At 29.5% G+C, this 20,324-nt stretch carries 17 protein-coding genes and 1 riboswitch; of the genes, 1 reads left to right on the top strand and 16 read right to left on the bottom strand.

The features are described from left to right. Positions 1-13 precede the first annotated feature (13 nt). The 14 genes from secA to metK all read right to left on the bottom strand — a co-directional run bounded on the left by secA (position 14) and on the right by metK (position 17,626). Positions 14-2,689, bottom strand: coding sequence for a preprotein translocase subunit SecA (gene secA, locus IC758_RS01295; protein WP_227860692.1), 2,676 nt, complete (start codon positions 2,687-2,689; stop codon positions 14-16). 131 nt (positions 2,690-2,820) lie between these two features. Beyond that, the gene (gene hpf / locus IC758_RS01290; RefSeq protein ID WP_227434559.1) at positions 2,821-3,372 is read right to left on the bottom strand and encodes a ribosome hibernation-promoting factor, HPF/YfiA family; all 552 of its coding nucleotides are present in this window, start codon (positions 3,370-3,372) and stop codon (positions 2,821-2,823) included. Between the two features lie 565 nt (positions 3,373-3,937). Then, on the bottom strand, positions 3,938-4,612 hold the full coding sequence (locus tag IC758_RS01285; RefSeq protein ID WP_227434558.1) for a copper homeostasis protein CutC: 675 nt from the start codon (positions 4,610-4,612) through the stop codon (positions 3,938-3,940). Between the two features lie 2 nt (positions 4,613-4,614). Then, positions 4,615-5,667 (bottom strand): Sapep family Mn(2+)-dependent dipeptidase, encoded by a 1,053-nt coding sequence (locus tag IC758_RS01280; RefSeq protein ID WP_227851677.1) that lies wholly within the window; start codon positions 5,665-5,667, stop codon positions 4,615-4,617. A 53-nt stretch (positions 5,668-5,720) separates the two neighbouring features. Next, positions 5,721-6,680 carry a N(4)-(beta-N-acetylglucosaminyl)-L-asparaginase gene (locus IC758_RS01275; protein ID WP_227831454.1) on the bottom strand — a complete coding sequence of 320 codons (960 nt, stop codon included), beginning with the start codon at positions 6,678-6,680 and terminating at the stop codon, positions 5,721-5,723. A 93-nt stretch (positions 6,681-6,773) separates the two neighbouring features. Further along, positions 6,774-7,292 (bottom strand): GrdB-related putative oxidoreductase, encoded by a 519-nt coding sequence (locus IC758_RS01270; RefSeq protein WP_227434555.1) that lies wholly within the window; start codon positions 7,290-7,292, stop codon positions 6,774-6,776. Positions 7,293-7,302: 10 nt separating this feature from the next. After that, the gene (celB, locus tag IC758_RS01265; protein WP_227434554.1) at positions 7,303-8,637 is read right to left on the bottom strand and encodes a PTS cellobiose transporter subunit IIC; all 1,335 of its coding nucleotides are present in this window, start codon (positions 8,635-8,637) and stop codon (positions 7,303-7,305) included. 38 nt (positions 8,638-8,675) lie between these two features. After that, entirely contained in the window at positions 8,676-9,002 is a 327-nt protein-coding gene (locus IC758_RS01260) for a PTS sugar transporter subunit IIB (RefSeq protein WP_227434553.1), read from the bottom strand. 26 nt (positions 9,003-9,028) lie between these two features. After that, entirely contained in the window at positions 9,029-9,337 is a 309-nt protein-coding gene (locus IC758_RS01255; RefSeq protein ID WP_227483559.1) for a PTS lactose/cellobiose transporter subunit IIA, read from the bottom strand. A 139-nt stretch (positions 9,338-9,476) separates the two neighbouring features. Beyond that, positions 9,477-11,381, bottom strand: a complete 1,905-nt coding sequence (locus IC758_RS01250; protein WP_227483560.1) for a BglG family transcription antiterminator — start codon at positions 11,379-11,381, stop codon at positions 9,477-9,479. A gap of 343 nt (positions 11,382-11,724) precedes the next feature. Continuing rightward, on the bottom strand, positions 11,725-12,507 hold the full coding sequence (locus IC758_RS01245) for a ComF family protein (RefSeq protein WP_227851676.1): 783 nt from the start codon (positions 12,505-12,507) through the stop codon (positions 11,725-11,727). A 2-nt stretch (positions 12,508-12,509) separates the two neighbouring features. Then, the gene (locus IC758_RS01240; protein ID WP_227860691.1) at positions 12,510-14,729 is read right to left on the bottom strand and encodes an ATP-dependent RecD-like DNA helicase; all 2,220 of its coding nucleotides are present in this window, start codon (positions 14,727-14,729) and stop codon (positions 12,510-12,512) included. Positions 14,730-15,000: 271 nt separating this feature from the next. Then, complete coding sequence (locus IC758_RS01235; protein WP_227434548.1) at positions 15,001-16,098, bottom strand: hypothetical protein; 1,098 nt, start codon at positions 16,096-16,098, stop codon at positions 15,001-15,003. Positions 16,099-16,432: 334 nt separating this feature from the next. After that, positions 16,433-17,626: a methionine adenosyltransferase gene (metK, locus tag IC758_RS01230; RefSeq protein ID WP_227434547.1), complete on the bottom strand. Its 1,194-nt coding sequence runs from the start codon at positions 17,624-17,626 to the stop codon at positions 16,433-16,435. A gap of 136 nt (positions 17,627-17,762) precedes the next feature. Continuing rightward, a riboswitch (SAM riboswitch) is annotated at positions 17,763-17,866 on the bottom strand. Between the two features lie 188 nt (positions 17,867-18,054). On the opposite strand from metK, the gene yyaC reads away from it, so the two are divergent. After that, positions 18,055-18,564: a spore protease YyaC gene (yyaC, locus tag IC758_RS01225; RefSeq protein ID WP_021382545.1), complete on the top strand. Its 510-nt coding sequence runs from the start codon at positions 18,055-18,057 to the stop codon at positions 18,562-18,564. A 144-nt stretch (positions 18,565-18,708) separates the two neighbouring features. Here the strand turns inward: yyaC and fabZ are convergent, their stop codons facing one another. Together fabZ and IC758_RS01215 are read right to left on the bottom strand one after the other, a co-directional pair. Continuing rightward, positions 18,709-19,137: a 3-hydroxyacyl-ACP dehydratase FabZ gene (gene fabZ / locus IC758_RS01220; protein WP_227483562.1), complete on the bottom strand. Its 429-nt coding sequence runs from the start codon at positions 19,135-19,137 to the stop codon at positions 18,709-18,711. A 15-nt stretch (positions 19,138-19,152) separates the two neighbouring features. Next, positions 19,153-20,172, bottom strand: a complete 1,020-nt coding sequence (locus IC758_RS01215; protein ID WP_227434545.1) for a rod shape-determining protein — start codon at positions 20,170-20,172, stop codon at positions 19,153-19,155. Positions 20,173-20,324: the final 152 nt, after the last annotated feature.

Raw genomic sequence — 20,324 nt, 5'->3', positions numbered from 1 at the left:
TAATCCTCCAAAACTATCTTCCACAACAGTTTTTATATTTCTTACCACTTCCACAAGGACATAAATCATTTCTTCCAACTTTTTCATCTTTTTTAATAGTTTTACTTGTTGGAAGAGTTCCATCTGAGGGAGAAGTTAGATTTTCAACATCTACAACTGCTTTTCTTTCTACTGGAGCCTCTATTGTTATATTAAATAAATATCTTACAGTATCTTCTTTGATATGTTTATTCATCTCATCAAACATATCAAAACCTTCCATTTTATAAGCAATAACTGGGTCTTGTTGACCTACAGCACGAAGCCCTATACCTTGACGTAATTGATCCATTGCATCTATATGGTCTATCCAATGATTATCAACAGCTTGAAGTAAGATAACTCTCTCAACTTCTCTCATTCTTTCATAACCTATTTGTTCTTCTTTTGCAGTATATATCTTCATAGCTATTTCATAAACTTTTTCTGTTATTTCAACTGGATTAAGCTTTTCTATCTCTGGGATTTCTATACTACCTTTTGGTAAGAACAGATTATACATATGTTCCTTAAATCCTTCTTCATCAAATCCTTTATCTTTTGTATAAAGAGTCACTGATTCTTCTATTATAGAATGAGTCATTGATTGTACTTGCTCTTGTAAATCTTCACCTTCTAATACACGTTTTCTCTCTGCATATATTATTTCTCTTTGCTTATTCATAACATCATCATATTGAAGTACATGTTTTCTTATTCCAAAGTTTTTACCTTCGACTTTCTTTTGTGCACCTTCAATAGACTTAGATAATATTCTATGTTCTATAGGCATGTCTTCTTCAAGACCTATTTTATTTACGATTCCAGATATTCTATCGCTTCCAAACAATCTCATAAGGTCATCATCAAGACCTATATAAAATCTTGAGCTACCTGGGTCACCTTGACGACCAGCACGACCTCTTAACTGGTTATCTATTCTTCGAGATTCATGTCTTTCTGTACCAATTATAGCAAGTCCACCTGCTTCTACTACTTGTTTTTGTTCGTCTTCTGTTTGTTGCTTAAATTGTTTATATAATCTTTCGTACTCTGCTCTAGCTTCAAATAAAATTTCATTTCCTGCCACAGGTATTCCTTCTATTGGAGTATCAACTCTATTTACTACATCTTCTTTAAATCCATTTCTTCTCATTTCTCTCTTAGTTAAGAAATCTGGATTCCCACCTAAAACTATATCAGTACCACGACCAGCCATGTTAGTAGCTATTGTAACAGCTCCAAGTCTACCTGCTTGAGCTATTATTTCTGCTTCTTTATCATGGTGTTTAGCATTTAATACTTCATGTCTAATACCTTTTTTCTTTAATATTTGTGATAGTAGTTCTGACTTTTCTATCGAAACTGTACCTACAAGTATTGGTTGATTAACTCTATGTCTTTCAATTATTTCTTCAGCTACAGCATTAAATTTACCTATCTCACTTTTATATACACAATCTGGCAAGTCTTCTCTTACCATAAGCTTATTAGTAGGCACTTGGAAGACATCCATTTTATATATTGCTTTAAACTCTTCTTCTTCTGTTTTTGCTGTACCAGTCATACCTGAAAGTTTTTTATACATTCTGAAGTAATTTTGGAATGTTACAGTAGCTAGTGTTTTAGATTCTCTCTGTATTTTAAGACCTTCTTTTGCTTCTATTGCTTGATGCAAGCCTTCTGAATATCTTCTACCAAACATAAGTCTACCAGTAAACTCATCAACTATTACTATTTCTCCATCTTTAGCAACATAATCAACATCTTTTTTCATTATTATATGTGCCCTTAAAGCCTGATTTATATGGTGATATAACTCTGTATGAGATATATCTGTTATATTATCAACATTAAAATATACTTCTGCTTTTTGTATACCTGATGCTGTTAGAGATACAGCCTTATCTTTTTCTTCTAATTCATAGTCATCAGGTTTTAAAGTTAACACAAATGTATTTGCATCTGAGTATAGGTGAGTTGATTTATCTCCAGGACCAGATATAATAAGTGGTGTTCTAGCCTCATCTATAAGTATAGAGTCGACCTCATCCACTATCGCATAATTTAATCCTCTTTGAACTCTTTGCTCTTTGTGTATTACCATATTGTCTTTTAAGTAGTCAAATCCATATTCATTATTTGTACCATAAGTTATATCACAATCATATTGTTCTTTTCTAACTTTTGGATTTTGACCATGTACAATAACACCTACACTCATTCCTAAAAACTCATAAACTTTTGCCATTTGGTCTCTATCACGTTTTGCAAGATAATCATTTACCGTTACAACATGTACACCTTTTCCAGTAAGAGCATTCAAATAAACAGGAGCAGTTGCAACCAAAGTTTTACCTTCACCTGTTTTCATCTCAGCTATTCTTCCTTGATGTAATACTATACCTCCAATCATTTGAACTCTGTAGTGTCTAAGACCTAATACTCTTTTAGAAGTCTCTCTGACTACTGCAAATGCTTCTGGAAGTATATCATCTATACTTTCTCCATTTTCTAATCTTTCTTTAAATGTATTTGTCATATTTTTAAGTTCCGAGTCTGCCATAGATTCAAATTTAGGTTCTAATGAATCTATTATATCAACAGTCTTATTGAACTTTTTCAATTCTTTTTTATCTGCCATGTTGAATAAACTATCCATAAAGCTCATATTTTACATCTCTCCTCGTTCTTTATTGTACTATTATTCATTTTACCATAAAAACTATACTTTTAATATTAATTTAAAAAGCTATCGATAAATAATTTATCGATAGCTAATATGATTAAATCTAAATTGCTTTATTCATGTTCTATTATACCATATCCGCCATTATGACGTTTATAAACTACAGCTATTTCATCTGAATCTATATTCTTGAACATATAGAAATCATGTCCTACTAATTCCATTTGTAATACAGCTTCTTCTTCGCTCATTGGCTTAACACTAAATTTCTTACGTCTTTGAATTACTATATCTTGATTTTCATCTTCATAATCTTCTTGTTCATCTGCTAGATTTATCTCTGCATCTTGGAATCTTATACTCTTATTGTCTTGATGCTTATCTTGTAATCTCTTTTTATATTTTTTTAATTGTTTGCTTAATTTATCATATACAACATCTATAGCTGTGTATAAATTCTCCTGCATATCTTCTGCTCTAATTATAGGACCATTTACAGTAGCTATTGTTACTTCTATTTTTTGTCTTGTTTTTTTAGCACTTACTGTAACCTTTACATCAGTGTCTGGATGAATGTAATTATCTAACTTACTTAACTTGCTTTCGATTTTATTTTTTATTGCATCAGTTAATTCGATTTGTTTTCCAGATATAATTATGTTCATAAGTACATCTCCCTTCAATTATGCCAGTATAAGAAAATTTATACTTAAATAATATATTCTACACGAAATCTCATAATCCTTCTTTTATTATTAACTTTTGTGATTTTTTCTATTCAATTGATAGAATTATTTTTCATTTTTAATCACCTTAATGCTTATGTGGATTAATATTATAACAATACCCTGTGGATAATGTGGATAAAACTGTTAATAACTCTTGTTCCTGTGTATTTAAAGCTATTTTTATTATCCTTTCTATCCACAAATATCTCCAATAATTGTTTATTAATATGTGAATTCATGTCATAAAGTGGTAATTTTAGGAAATTATATGTATTATATGTTACTTAACTTTTATAAATTTTTCATAGTTATCCACCTTCTAAGACCTCCATATTTCATTTTTTCTTTCACTATTTAGTTTAACTTCAAAATTATCTAAAAATAGTAAAGCATCATAACAATAATTTCTTAATCAATACTCATAATATTCATATACCCAAACTACAATTGACTAACACTCTTTATTTAATCTAATAAGTTATATAAATTATATATGTTTATATTATTTCGAAATTATATCCACTAATTGTTTTAGCTTTTGTCTGTCTATATCTTCAAATGGATTTTTATCTATTCTAACAGCTGTACCAAAATGAAAATTATTTGCCTTAGTTACTCCCTTTATTTCAACTATATTATTAAAATTAAGACCTCCACCTAAAAGAATTTTTATATTATTAGAGTTAAGCATCATATCTTTTATAATTTTTATATTCTCTCTTATACTTCCCTTTCCCCCTGACGTTAATATATTTGTAATTCTGTCATAATTCTTTAAAAGATTAACACTTTCTATTGTATTTGATTCATCTATTGCTCTATGAAATGTAACATCAAGATTATCGCAATATTGCAACAAAAAATTTAAATTTTCTTCATCTATATTATTATTCTTGTCTAACATTCCAAATACAACTCCATTAGCTCCAATCTTTTTGACTGTATTTATATCTTTTAACATTATATTTATGTCTTCTTTACTATATACAAAGCTTTTAGCATGTGGTCTTATCATTACGTTCACAGGTATCTTTACACTGTTAACAACACTTTCTATAAGTCCAAAACTTGGTGTTAGCCCTCCTTCAGTTAAAGCACTAACTAATTCTATTCTATCTGCGCCACAATCTTCTATAATCTTAGCGTCTTCTACTGTCATTCCTATTATCTCTAGCATAACTACTCCTTTGCTAATTCATATATTGCATTTGAAAATATCTTTGCATTTAAGATTATATCATCTATATCCATATATTCGTCAGGATTATGTGCTATTCCTTTTTGTCCTGGAAACGAAGGTCCAAATGGAACTATATTTGGCATTACTTTTGCATATGTACCTCCATTAGTTGTTACTGGAGTACCATCTAATGATGTTACTCTTTCATAAGCTATTTGAAGTTTTTTAACAAGCTCACTATCCTTATCAAAATATACAGGATTAAAATTAGAAATTACTTCTATCTCTGTACCATTGGGAAAATTAGATTTTATTTCATCTAAGACATCTTCTAGTTTATAACTAAATTCATATTTTACCTTTATCTCCAGTATTATGTAACTATTCTCTTTATGTAACTCTTGATTTGTGACAATCACCTTTTCAGACATATTTTCTATAAAGCTTAGAAATGTATCTTCCTTATAGTTACAGTTATTTTTGATTATAATTTTCGCCATACCTTTTTCGCCATATACAACAGGATATTTACAATCTGGTGTGAACCCCATTATAGGAGGTTTTTCCTTTTTTAAATAATATGGTATATCTTTAAATCCACTTTCTTCATTTGTGCCAAAAACTATCCTAACTTTTTTATCTAACTTTAAACCTAATTCCTTAATAACATATAATCCATATAAAGCACACATTATAGGTCCTTTATTATCTAATACCCCTCTACCATAGATTTTTCCATTATATATTTCTCCTCCATAAGGTTGATATATCCAATTTTCCCCTTCATGTACTACATCTACGTGGCCAATTACACAGATATAATCTTCGCTATCTCCATATTCTGCATAACCAATATAATTGTCTAAGTTTCTAACTTTAAATCCTAATTTTCTTGAAATTTCTAGTGCTTTATTGAGTGCTTTTCCTACCTTTTCGCCAAAAGGGAAGTCATTTTCTGACTCCCCTTCAACGCTAGGTATTTTTACAATATCTACAATATCACTTAATAAATGTTCTTTTATCTCGTCTACTTTATTGTTTATAATATTCATAAAAATCTCCTTTTAAATATTAAAGACTCTACTTTACTGCATAAATACAAACTTTATTCACTTACTTCTATTGGAGCCTTTATCCTAGCTTCATATGCTTCCATCCACTCGTTTGACACAACCTTATGTATAGTTTTACCATCTATTCTATTTGATATATACACTGTAGGTGCTTCTGCTTTAGTAGCTACTGAGAATGTAAAGTCAGCTATGTTTGTAGCTACTCCCCATTCTCCTTTATTATTCATAGCAACTAATGATAAGTCTCCAGCTTTTCCTCGTCTTTTGATAAGTTGTTCATCTAACTCATTTACTGCTATATCACATGCCTCTTGTGGATGTTTTCCTTCTTTCATAAGTCTAACTATCTCATATGATATACACCCTTTCATCAAATCTTCTCCAAGACCAGTAGCTGTAGCCCCTCCTATGTTACTATCAACGAAAAACCCTGAACCAGATAGTGCAGAATCTCCTATTCTACCTCTTTTCTTCATAAATAGACCACTTGTTGAGGTTGCTGCACACATCTTTCCATCTCTATCTAAAGATATCATCCCAACAGTATCATGACCAGCATATGGGCTTAATCCTTTATCTAAAGTTTCTTTTTTTCTCTTCTTATAATGTAGTTTCGCTCTATCTGTTAACATATTTTTTCTTTCAAATCCATTTTTATGGGCATATTCTTCAGCTCCTATTCCAACTAAGAAATTATTCACTTTCTCATAACTTAGTTTTCTAGCTATGCTGACAGGGTTAGAATAATCTCTTATACCTGCAACTGCTCCTATATCTAATGTGTTTCCATCCATAAATGCAGCATCAAGTTCTACTTCACAATTTTCATTTGGAAGTCCTCCATATCCAACCGATTTATAGAATGGATAATCTTCGACTCTTCTTACAGCAAGTTCTACAGCATCTCCTGCTTCCATTCCTTTTTCTAAATGTTCTGATGCTTCAGTGATTCCTTCTATAGCCATTCTCCATGTTGCTATCATTCCCCACATATCAGAAAATCCCTCCTTAATTATAGAAACTCTATCCACATACTTTAATGTAAATAATATTTTACTTAAACCTGTCCCCTAGTAAAGTGTTAATTAATAACAAAATTCTTCTTTCATTAAAGTTATGTCTTCTTTATTTGCTATTGAATTTGCTAATTTACATATATTGTTTAGTGAATCATTAAGACCAATTCCACCTTTTTTAGGTGTCTTAACTATACATATATCATTTTTGTATTCGTTTATTACGTATGTATTTTCTTCTGACATAGCTGCAAAAGCTGGTATATCTGTTTTATTATTTATATTTTTAGATAATATTGCTGACATCTTAGAAAAATTTTCATAGTTAAAACTTGGTCCACAAATTACTACATCAGGATTTAACTTTTTAACCATAGCTATCATTTTATTTGTCACTTCTTCTTCATTGTTTATAAAAAATTCATCCCCACAGAAAAGTGTCGCTATTACTTTAGATTCTTTTAAAAATGGTTCCATCATTACACCTGGACCTAATGGACTTGATTTTCCAGCAGGAGGTATATTGCTTTTTTCTTTCCCACCTGCACCTGCTTGTATTTGATCCAATATCATAACTATTTTCTTCATAATTTTCCTCCTATAATACTAAATCATCAAAAGATATATCATCATCTTCCTCTTCAACATTTGTTTTTTCTTCTTTTAAATATTGTTTATCTAACATCTTTATAAATGGCATGTACATAAATATTCCTAGTACAAGAAGTATTATTTGTAATAAAGCACCTTGCCATCCTGTTGTTAGAAATCCAGAGAATATAATTGGAGTTGTCCATGGTAATTGAACTCCATTTGTAAGTGGTACTAATCCTGCTGACATACAGAAATAGGCTATTATTATGTTTATTGTTGGAACTATTGCAAATGGTATCAATAATATTGGGTTAAGCATTATTGGTAGACCAAATATTAATGGCTCATTTATTCCAAATATCCCTGGTAAAATTGATAATTTACCCATTGATTTTATACGTTTACTTTTGCATATAAGTAACATAGCTATAATTAAGGATAGTGTACTACCTGCCCCACCAAATGTTGCAAACATATCCTGGAATTGACCAGTTATTATGTTTGGTATTTTTGAACCAGCTTGAAAAGCCGCTAAATTTTCAGCTGATAAAATTTTTAATATTGGATTATAGACAGCTCCAACAACACTACTACCATTTATTCCAAAGAACCAGAATAAATGTAAGAATATATAAGCTATTGCCATAGCACCTAAACTATTTCCTAATTTTAATAATGGCATTTGTAAAAACTTAAATATAAATTCATGTATACTTCCATATGGTGTAGCTTCAAAAGCAATCTTAACTAAAAAGAAAACTACCATAACTATTGCACTTGGTATTAATGCAGCAAATGATTTTGAAACAGTTGGAGGAACTCCATCTGGCATCTTCAATGTCCACCCTTTTTTGACAACTACTGCAAATAACTTAACAGATGTTATTGCGGTTATCATTCCTACAAACATTCCCTTAGAACCCATCCAACCTAATGGGATACCAGTTACCATATAGACTGCCTTTGTTCCTTCTGGTGTATATGGTATTACAAATGGTGTAACTATAAAAAAGGCGACTATTGCAACTGCTGCTGATGCAATTGGGTCTACATCTATTTGTTTAGCATAAGAGTAACCAATTCCTAAAACTGCAAGTAAAGTCATTACTTCAAAAGTCGCTATAGTTGGCTGTTGTAATTTTACTGCCCAATCTGGACCAAAAATTTGACCTACAAATTCGTCCCATCCTTTTATTGGGAAGTTTGCTACTAATAAAAATAATGACCCTATTATCAATAATGGTGATGATACTAAAAAACCATCTCTAATTGCAATTAATAATTTATTTTTACCTATTTTTTCAGCCAACGGCATAAGTATTCTTTCCAATTTATTCATCTATCCACCCTCATTTCTCAGTATCTTTTTACTATATTTTAAGCTTGTTTAGATTTTATTAATTTTATAGCAAGCTTTAGTACTTTTTCTCCATTCATAGTTCCATAATCAGTTTCATTTATTATATCCACAGGTTTTCCTTGAGCTTCAAACTTTGGCTTTAACTCCTTTAGCATGTATTTAACTTGAGGTCCTAACAATATACAATCTGGATTCTTCTCTGCAACTATCTTATCAATTTCTGCTATTGGAAATGCTTCTACTTCTATTGGTAAATTGTGTTCATCTGCTACTTTCTGCATCTTTCCTGCAAGTAAGCTTGTTGACATACCAAAACTACAAAATAAATATACTTTTCTCTTCATTATCTTAAATCCCCCTTAATTACTTTTTATTTTAATTTTTGAATTTCTTTTCTTAGCACTATCATTTCTTTTATAAGGTTTCTTTCACTCATACAAGTCATTAAATGGTCTTGAGAGTGAATTAGTAAAATAGATATATCTGATTTATTTCCTCCTGCTTCCTTTTGTATAAGTTCTGTTTGTACTTTATGTGCTTTTAATATTTCTTCATTTGCACTTTCGATTAATTCATCAGCCTTTTCAAAATCGTTTTCCTTTGCACAATCAAGAGCTTCATAAAGCATAGATTTTGCATTTCCAGCATGAATTATAATCTTTAATACTATTTCTTCCATTTCTTCCTCCTAAATTACTTGTCTACTTTTAACTGATTTCTATCTGATAGATATATAATATCTTATAAAAACAAAAAAACATGCACAACTTTTTCCACTACATGGAAAATTTTGTGCTTATTCACATTTTGATATAAATTTATATAAGAATATTTTTTATATTTTTAATATCACAATTACTTAGCACATCAAGCATATTTTCATCTTCTGTCAATTTAGATATTTCTTTGAATAATTCTCTAAATACTTTTCTATCATCCTCTTTTTTATAAGCTAATAAAAGTATAATCTTTATGTATTTTCCATTTCTAATTTTTATTGGTGTTTTCAATCTTGCAAAACATAAGACAGATTGTTTTATATACTTCATATCTCCATGAGGAAATAATATTCCTTTCCCAACATTAGTTGGATATGCCTTTTCTCTTTCTATAATAGAATTTAAATATTCTTTATCTGCATAATGCTTTTCGATTAATAAATTAGTTAAGTATGCTATAGCCTCATAAATATCATTATGTTCTAGCTCTCTTATTAAATAATCAGACATCATTAATCTATTCATAAGTTTATATGATGTATCTTTTTCTTTTATTTTGTTGGTAAATTCTTTGAGTTTATTTTCATCTTCATCAGTAAATAGTGGTGTTGTTATAAAAATTGGCTTTTGTACATTTTCATATTCTTGAAATGCAATTATAAAATCTATCATTTTATTGAAGTTATCTCTTCTTAAATCTTCTTCCCTTAGTGTTTCAACTATTTCTATATTATTAAATCTCTTTTCTATCTTTACTTTTAGTAACATACTTACTCCAAAACTAAATGGGCACACGATACTTGCTTTTTTAGTTGATTCTCTCTTATTACTTTTTCTTTCTAAAGATGTTTGAAAGTGAAGAGTAAGATAACCTATTTCATCTTCAGTTATTTGTGTTCCTTTTTGCTCAATTCCTATTGAATTTGAAATTACTGTAAATAAAAAACAAAATTTATTTTTTATATTATCTAAAAGTGGATTTTCCAAATAAACGTTACTTTGCATTTGGTGCATTGTAACATTTAAGTGACATATTAATTGGTCATAAAGCAATATATCATTATTAAAGTTTATACCCGATTCTTCTGATACCAGATTTATAATTCTTTTTGTATACTCTGATAATTCTTCATTAAGGTATAGTGATTTTTTAGTATCTTTACTATTTATTTGTTTATTCATGCCAAGTATTAGTGATTCTATAAATAATTTTTCTTCATGGTTTAATACTATAGATAGACTGGATTTCAACTCATTTTCTATATCTAATATAAGAATTTCTAACTTTAATTCTTTTTTAATATTTACTATTTCAAAAGAATTCCCCAACCTTATTCGTATGATATTTATAAGTAAAAATAACATCAATTGCCTGAATGAAACATCTGTAAGTCTTATATCCATTTTATCTTCTATTATAGACATTATATTTTTGACAACTATTATGTCTACTATATGGAAATATTCTATTTCATCCATGTTTAGTCTGTATTTATCTATATATTTAAATAAAAATGCCACTAACATTATTCTTATGTCTTTCTCATTTCCCTCAATACATATACCACTGCCCGTTTTAGTTGAAATTTTCAAATTATAATTACTTAATTCTACTGATAATGTATTTATTTCTTCCCTAACAATATTTTTATTTATATACAATTTATTGGACAAATCATTTAAGGTAATCTTCTTATTATTGCAAAGTAATAGATTCAATATCTCAACTTGTTTATGGAGTTCACTATTTACTCTTTTAACTTCACCTCTTAACTTCTGGTTTACTATTATTTTATCTGTATCATCTCCACTAAACTTAATTCCTATTTTAGGCTTTCTTTTAATATAAGCACTACAAAAAGTAGACAACCATTCATCAATGTACTTACAATCATTTCTTATTGTTCTCTCTGAGCACTCAAAATCGTTAGCAATGTCATTGATATTTATAAATTCTTCTTTCAATAGCAATACTGTCAACAAGTTCTCTTGTCTTTTGTTCATATATATCACCTCTTTATGATTCAATCTAAATTTATTATATATAAAAAAGAGCTACACATAAAAACATTATGCTAGCTCTCTTTTAATATGATATTTAGCTGACCTGGTCTTTGACCCCACACTCGCCTACTGGAGGGTTCGCTTGGGTTCGCCGCACTACTACTCTCTCTCGATTTTATTATCGGTAGGTCTTACTTCTAAGCCGCACCATGCTCATTAACCCAATTTTTAGTGTTAACTTACGTGGATCCTTTTGCCTGCGACTGGCTTGGACTTTCAACCACAGACCTAAATATCACTTATTCATTTTAATATTTTAAAGTAAAATTGTCAATATATAAGATTATTCCATAACGTAGTTGTCATTTGCTCTTGTAAGCAACGTCATTACAAAAACCTTATTAACACCAGATAACTTTAAAATCTTAGATATTTCATTTGTTGTCACGCCAGTTGTAAATATATCATCTATCAAAAGTACATTTTTATTATTTATTAATTTAATATTTTCATTAACAGCAAATACATTTTTTAATTCCTTTTTTCTCTCTTGTTTACTTAACTTATAAAGCATCCTTGTATTTTTTTCCCTGGATATACAATCTAACATTGGAACATTGATTATTTTACTCAAACTCAAAGCTATTTTTTGTGCTTGGTTAAATCCTCTTTTATTAAGTCTTTTCTTATGAAGTGGAACAAATAATATATAATCAAATTTCACATTTTCTAAATCCAACTTTTCTTTCATTATTTGCGCTATGTATTTAGCCATAAATGTTTTTTGATTGTACTTTAATCCTAATATTATTTTTTTAGTTATCTCGTTGTATTCAATACAGGAGATTGACTTGTCAAAATAAAAACTTTTATCAAAACAATAGCTACATCCTTCAATAAATTCTTTTTCAAGTGAATGATGTATTATTGGCTTTCCACATTTTATACACCCATTTAGTATAAAATTCATTTCATTAAAACAACTTTTACAGACTGAATAGGTATTAGTTTTTTTTATTGATTTATCACAAATTATGCAATTTATATTTTCAGGATAAATAAAATCCAGACATTTATTAATTAGATTTCTAAGACTCTTAATAAAATTATCATTGCATATTTTCATATTTACTCTATCAACAGCCCTTCTTGTTTGAATTTGTTTAACTTATATCCTAAGTTTGAATATCTTTGATTTACTCTGTTATTTTTTATCATATATTCCAAATATTTCACATCTCCAACTAACACAACTAATTTTTTTGCTCTTGTCACTGCTGTATATAATAAATTACGACTTAGTAACATAGGAGGAGCCCAAGTTATTGGTATCACTACGACTGGGAATTCACTTCCTTGACTTTTATGTATGGTTGTACAAAAACTATGGTCAATCTCATCTAATTCATCATATAAGTATGATACCATTTTAGTTTGGTCAAATAGTACATAAATAGTTTTCTTATCCTTATCTATATGATATACATAGCCTATATCTCCATTATATATACCTTCCCCACTTTCCTTTTGGTCTTCTGTCTCCCACTTTTTTGTATAATTATTTTTTACTTGCATTACCTTGTCACCAACTCTAAACAACCTTTTAGAAAAACTTTCTTCTACTTTAAACTTCTCCTTTTTGTTAAGATACTTTTGTAACTCTATATTAAGATTGGTAACTCCTAGCTCTCCTTTTCTCATTGAAGATAACACTTGTATATCTTTTAGTTTATCGACATTATAAAATTTAGGTAATCTTTCATTTACCAAACCTATTATTTCATTTAATATCTCTTCATTTGTTGATTTTCTTATAAAAAAGAAGTCTTTTCCCTTTGTATTTAAATGAAGTGGTTCTCCATTATTTATCTTATGCGCATTCACAATTATCATACTTTGTTGAGCTTGTCTAAATATTTCATTTAATTTGACTACATTTATAATATTTGAATCTATCATGTCCTTAAGTACATTGCCTGCACCTACAGAAGGTAATTGGTCGCTATCCCCAACTAATATTACTCTTGTTCCTGATTTTATTGCTCTAAGTAAATTATACATTAAGATAATATCTACCATTGATACTTCATCGACTATTATTACATCTGAATTTATTGGGTCTTCTTCATCTTTAAAAAATGTTAAATCATCATCTGTTGAAAATCCCATTTCTAATAATCTATGTATAGTCTTTGCTTCTTTATTAGAAGTTTCACTCATTCTCTTAGCTGCTCTTCCCGTTGGAGCAGCTAAAGTTACACTTTTCCCATTATTTTCAAATATATCTATAATTGCATTAATAGTGGTAGTTTTTCCAGTACCTGGCCCACCAGTTATAATTAATACGCCACTGTTCACAGATTCTTTAACTGCTAAAACTTGCTTCTCTGCTAACTTAATATTCTTATCATCTTCTAAAATTTTAATTTCATTTTCTATATCTATATTCAAATCTTCAAATTCATACTGCGACAATTTTACTATTTGACTACATACTCCATTTTCAGACAAATAGTATGGCATAAGATATATGAGATTTTCATTATTTACTTTTTCTATATGTATTTTTTGATTATATACCAACATCATTACACATTCTTTTACTATGTCTCCACTTAACTCCAACAATTTTTCCGAATCTTGTATTAGAATATGTTCTGGCAAATATGTATGCCCATTACTTAGTGATTTATTTAAGGTATATAATATTCCTTGGCATATTCTATCTTTAGAATTCTTATCTATACCAATTTTATTAGCTATACTATCAGCTACTTTAAACCCTATTCCTCTTATGTCTTCAGCAAGCTGATATGGATTTTTATTTATAATTTCTATTGCACTACTTTTATATTTTTTATATATTTTTAGACAGTAATTGGGTGTTATTCCAAAAGGAGATAGTTCAATTATTATGTTTCTTAGTTCTCTATCTTCTTCATAACTCTTTACTATTTGCTTTACCTTTTTACTACCTATCCCCTCTACTTCTTGTAATTTTTCTGGGTAGTTTTGTATTATATCTAGTGTGTCAACACCAAACTTATCAATTATTCTCTTAGCCATTTTTTCGCCAATTCCATGTATCATACCAGAAGATAAGTAAACATAAATTCCTTCCAAAGATGATGGTGTCACTGGCATAAAACTATTCACTTCAAATTGAGTTCCATAAATTTTGTGGTTTACCCATTTACCTTCAACCTCTATACTCTCTCCCATTGCTAAAGTAGGCATACATCCTACAACAACAATTTCATCATTTTCATTTACCAGATGAGCTATTGTATAGCCATTATCTTCATTTTTAAAGACTATCTCACTTATCATTCCTTCTAATTTTTCCATTTTTATCTCCTAAAAATACTAATAATTGTTCCGTTCGTATGTTAGTATACTTAAATATATTAAGTTCTATGATAGGATTCTATCAGAAAATTTTTCTATATTTTTATACTTAACTTAATTTCTAACTATTATACATTTTATCAGAAACAAAAAAAATCTGCACCCTAAAAATATGGTACCTTAAAGTAAAGGTACCATATATAAATAATTATTTTATTTCAACCAGCTTACTTCTAAAACATAGATTAAATTTCACAAATTTATTTTGATATTAATTTACCTCAGATTTATTTTCCTTGTATCCTTCAGTTTTGGTAATTCTTCGATAAAGCATACATAGTAAAATTAAAATTCCCATATAACCTGTATATGGATATAATGTCCCTACAAGCTTATCAAATGGTAATAATCCTCCTATACATGCTAATATGCTTACTACTACTGTTATTATTTTAAATTTAGGATGGTCATCTTCCACAAATCTATTAGTTACTGACCATAATAATGGTACAGCTGTAGTATATATTCCTAATAAAAGTACTACTGAGAATAAAATACCTATAATTGGAGATATCTTGTCAGCTAAATAAAGAGCTGGTATTTCTTTTGTGTATATATTTCCTACATCTGAAAGTAATGCTAGATTCATCATTATAGCAGCTGCCATAAGGGCTACTCCACCTACTATACCTCCCCATACAGCATCTTTCTTATTTTTTGCTGAAGCTCCCATTCCAGTTAAAAATGTTATTACTATTATTACATTATAGCAAGTATAAAGTACACCTGAGAAATATCCATTTGATGTAGCAGTTTTAACGTTTAGACTATCAATTATAGCTCCTGCATTTGATAAAGCACCAATATTACTAAATAGACTAATTGCTCCTACTAAAAGTGTAAATATTATTATTATAGGACCTATATTACCTAGTATCTTTGAAAGCCTTGTCAAACCTAGAGATACAGTTATTAGGGAAACGATTGCCATACCAATTCTACCTACATATGGATTTAGACCATAATACTCTGATAATGTAGCTCCTGCTCCTGCAATCATTATTACTAATGTACCAAACAAAAACAATGGTCCAAACCACTCAAAAAATGTACCAAGATATTTTCCACAATATACCTGATAAATCTTTATTGGTTCTTTAAGCTTTAATTCTCTCCCTTTTTCTATAACTTCTGCTCCAAACCATGAGAATAATACCATAGATATTATTCCTCCTATAATTCCAGCATACCCATAAAACGTAAAGAATTGTACTATCTCTTGACCAGTTGCAAATCCAGAACCTATTACAGTCGCTACATATGCTCCAGCAAAACTTATAACCATTTTGATGTTTATTTTATCCGACATACACACTACTCCCTCCTAAATAAAATAAATTTTTTAATAAGTAAAATTTAATGTAAGTTTATTAAGACTATATTAGTTGTATTATTGATGCTTTTCAATATTTTTTGAATTATTTAACATTACTTAACGAAATCTTAACCAGTTTTTAACATATTCCTTCTACTATGTATTAATTTAATGCAATATTATATAATGAAATATATTAATCTCACTAAATAATGTTTATTTATTATATGATTGAAAATTAGTATTTATTAAATATATTTAATCATAAAATAAAAAACTGCTAAAACGTAATTTTAAAATTACATTCTAGCAGCTTCTTATCTAAGCATTATTCACCTAATGCATCTTTTCTTAATTGTTCTACTTTATCAGTTCTTTCCCATGGTAAATCTATATCCGTTCTACCAAAGTGACCATAAGCAGCAACCTTTTTGTAAAGAGGCTTTCTTAAATCTAAATCTCTTATTATTGCTCCTGGTCTTAAATCAAAGTGTTTGTTTACTAGTTCAACAAGCTTCTCTTCTGAAACTTTACCTGTCCCAAAAGTATCTATAAATATAGATAATGGTCTAGCTATACCTATAGCATATGCAAGTTCTATCTCACATTTATCTGCAAGTCCAGCCGCAACAATATTTTTAGCAACATATCTAGCAGCATAAGCAGCAGATCTATCAACTTTTGTAGGGTCTTTTCCTGAAAAAGCTCCTCCACCATGTCTAGAATATCCACCATAAGTGTCTATTATTATTTTTCTTCCTGTAAGACCTGTATCCCCTTGAGGTCCTCCTATAACGAATCTGCCTGTTGGGTTTATATAAATTTTAGTATCTTCATCAAGTAATTCAGCTGGTATAACTGATTTTATAACATGCTCAATTAAATCTTGTCTTATCTTATCATTTGATACTGTTTCACAATGCTGAGCTGATATAAGAACTGTATGTACTCTTACAGCTTTATTTCCTTCATATTCAACAGTAACTTGAGTTTTTCCATCTGGTCTTAAATAATCAACTAAACCTGTCTTTCTAACTTCTGTAAGTCTTCTTGATAATTTATGAGCTAATGATATTGGAAGTGGCATTAATTCTGGAGTTTCATTACATGCAAATCCAAACATTATACCTTGGTCTCCAGCTCCTACTTTTTCTATTTCTTGTTCTATTTCTTCTCCAGTCTTACTTTCTAGACCTTCATCAACTCCCATAGCTATATCTCCAGATTGTTCATCTATAGAAGTTATAACTGCACAAGTGTCACAGTCAAATCCATATTTTGCTCTTGTATATCCAATTTCTTTTACTGTTTCTCTTACTAATTTAGGTATATCTACATAAGCAGATGTACTTATTTCTCCAGCTACTAAAACTAAGCCTGTTGTTACTGTAGTTTCACAAGCTACTCTAGATTGTGGGTCTTTTTCTAACAATGCATCTAATATTGAATCTGATATTTGGTCACATATCTTATCAGGATGTCCTTCTGTAACTGATTCTGACGTAAATAAATGTCTTGCCATTTTTGTTCCTCCTTATTCATTCTTAATTTTTATTATAGGTTTTACCTTATCTTCAATTCTTAGAAATTTTACTCAAAATAAAAAACCTCTCCTTATAAGAAGAGGTTAATAATCGTAATCGCATACTAATTAACTGACCTCATCTTTCAAGACTTTTGTCTTGTAGGAATTAGCACCTTTTCCCATTTGGGTGGTTGCTGGGCTTCACAGGGCCTATCCCTCAGCCGCTCTTGATAAGGTAATCAAGATTTAAGTTTTATTTTACTTTATTAGCTTACTATTTTTTTAAAATTTTGTCAAGATTTTTAGCCATATTTTTGCCATTACTTTTTTTGTGAGACAAATAAAATATTATCTCTATCTGAAATTTAAAGTTAGGTCTTTTTAGTGTTTTTTATTCATATATTTTTTTGAAGGGGGTGTTCCTATTGTATTTAGCTAAAGTAAATTACAGCGATGATGATGTTATACAGATGCTAAGTTCAGTTCTCAAAACCATAATTAATGAAAATACGATTGTTGTTTGCATAGGAACAGACAGGGCTATAGGTGATACTTTAGGCCCTTTAGTTGGAACAATACTTAAAAACAGTAAATTTAAATACCCCGTTTACGGTACACTAGATAACCCTATTCACGCCTTAAATATATATGAGTCTTTAGATACTATAAAAAATACACATATGCAAGGTAACTTCTTGGCTATAGATGCTTGCTTGGGGTCACAGAGTAACATAGGCAATATACAGATTAGAGAAGGACCTATCCTGCCCGGAAAAGGTGTGGGAAAAAAACTACCTCAAATAGGAAATTATTCTATAGTAGGGATTGTAGATAAAATTGATGAAAATAACAGACTTTCATTTAATAATATACGTCTTAGCTTTATACTAGACTTAGCTGAAACAATAGCCTTAGCACTATTGGTATCTACTTAAATCTTATATAAGGTAACTGATAAAATTTTTTGTATTAAAAAGGTAGATACTATAGAGTATTTAATTTAATAAATACTCCAAATTATCTACCTTTTTATTTTGATATTTATTCTTCTGTTTTAATGCTTTTCATTTTTAAAAATTTTATTTTTCTACTAGAGCAAACATTAACTCACCTTTACAGACAAGTTCTTCACCAACATAAGCTTTAGCATCTGCTTTTGCTATATTTCTTCTAAGCGTTGTCATTTCAACTTCCATAGTCAATGTATCTCCTGGTCTTACTTCTCTCTTGATTCTAACTTTATCAATACCAGCAAATACACCTAATTTCCCTTTATTTTCTTCCAAAGACATCATTGCTACTCCACACACTTGTGCTAGAGCTTCTACTATCAGCACTCCTGGCATCAATGGGTAATTTGGAAAATGACCTTGAAAAAATGGTTCATTAACTGTTACATTTTTTATACCAACAGCTCTTTTTCCAACTTCTAACTCTGTAATCTTGTCCACTAATAAAAATGGATATCTATGTGGTATTAGTTCTTTTATTTCATCTATATTTAACATTTTAAACTCTCCTAATTATTTTCTTTTGAAAGACCCACCTGTTTCAAGTAAATCTATTGAGCCCAAAGCAATCCCTGTTCCTTTCGCAACACAAGATAGTGGTTCATCTGCTATTGTAACAGTTATTCCTGTTCTCTGTTCTATTATCTTATCTAATCCATATAATAATGAGCCTCCGCCAGTCATTATTATACCAACATCACCTATGTCTGCTGCTAATTCAGGTGGTGTTTTTTCTAAAACAGCATGAGTTGCAACAACTATTTGTTCAACACATTCTCTAAGGGCTTCTAACATTTCTGCTGAGTTTATAGTTATAGAACTAGGAAGACCTGTAATCAGATTTCTTCCTGTTATTTTCATATACTTTTCTTCTTCTCTCTTAAATGCAGAACCAATTTCAAACTTAATTTTTTCTGCGGTTCTTTCTCCAATAAGAAGATTATGTTGTTTTTTCATGTACTTAACTATAGCATCATCAAATCGGTCTCCGCCAACTTTTATAGATTCACTTACAACTGCTCCCCCTAGTGATATTACGGCTATATCTACAGTTCCTCCACCAATATCTATAATCATATTACCATTAGGTTGTGATATGTCTACACCAGCTCCTATAGCTGCTGCTATTGGCTCTTCTATGATATACACTTCTCTAGCCCCAGCTTGTCTAGTAGCATCCTCTACTGCTCTCTTTTCTACTTCTGTAACACCTGTTGGCACACATACCATAATTCTAGGCATGAAAAATCTTCCAAATCCCTTTTTATCAACTATCTTATCTATAAAAGATTTTAACATCTTCTCAGTTACATCATAATCTGAAATTACACCATCTCTTAAAGGTCTTATTGCAACTATATTTCCTGGTGTTCTTCCTATCATTTTTTTAGCCTCTTCTCCTACAGCTAAAACAGAATCTGTTCTGTTGTCTATTGCAACAACAGATGGTTCTTCTAAAACGATTCCCTTACCACTAACATAAACAAGTACATTTGCAGTACCTAAATCTATGCCTATATCAGCTCCAGCCATTTTTTCAACTCCTTCATTTATATATTAGATTATATTATAAGCCTATTTATTAATACTCCTATAATAAAGCATATACAAAAATCTCGCTTTAATCAAGAGAAAATAAATGTTTTGAGAGTATTATTCTTTTGCTATTTATAATTATATAATAT

The sequence above is a fragment of the Clostridioides sp. ES-W-0016-02 genome (assembly GCF_020641035.1).
GTDB lineage: Bacteria > Bacillota > Clostridia > Peptostreptococcales > Peptostreptococcaceae > Clostridioides.
This window is presented reverse-complemented; position numbering and strand designations above follow the sequence as displayed.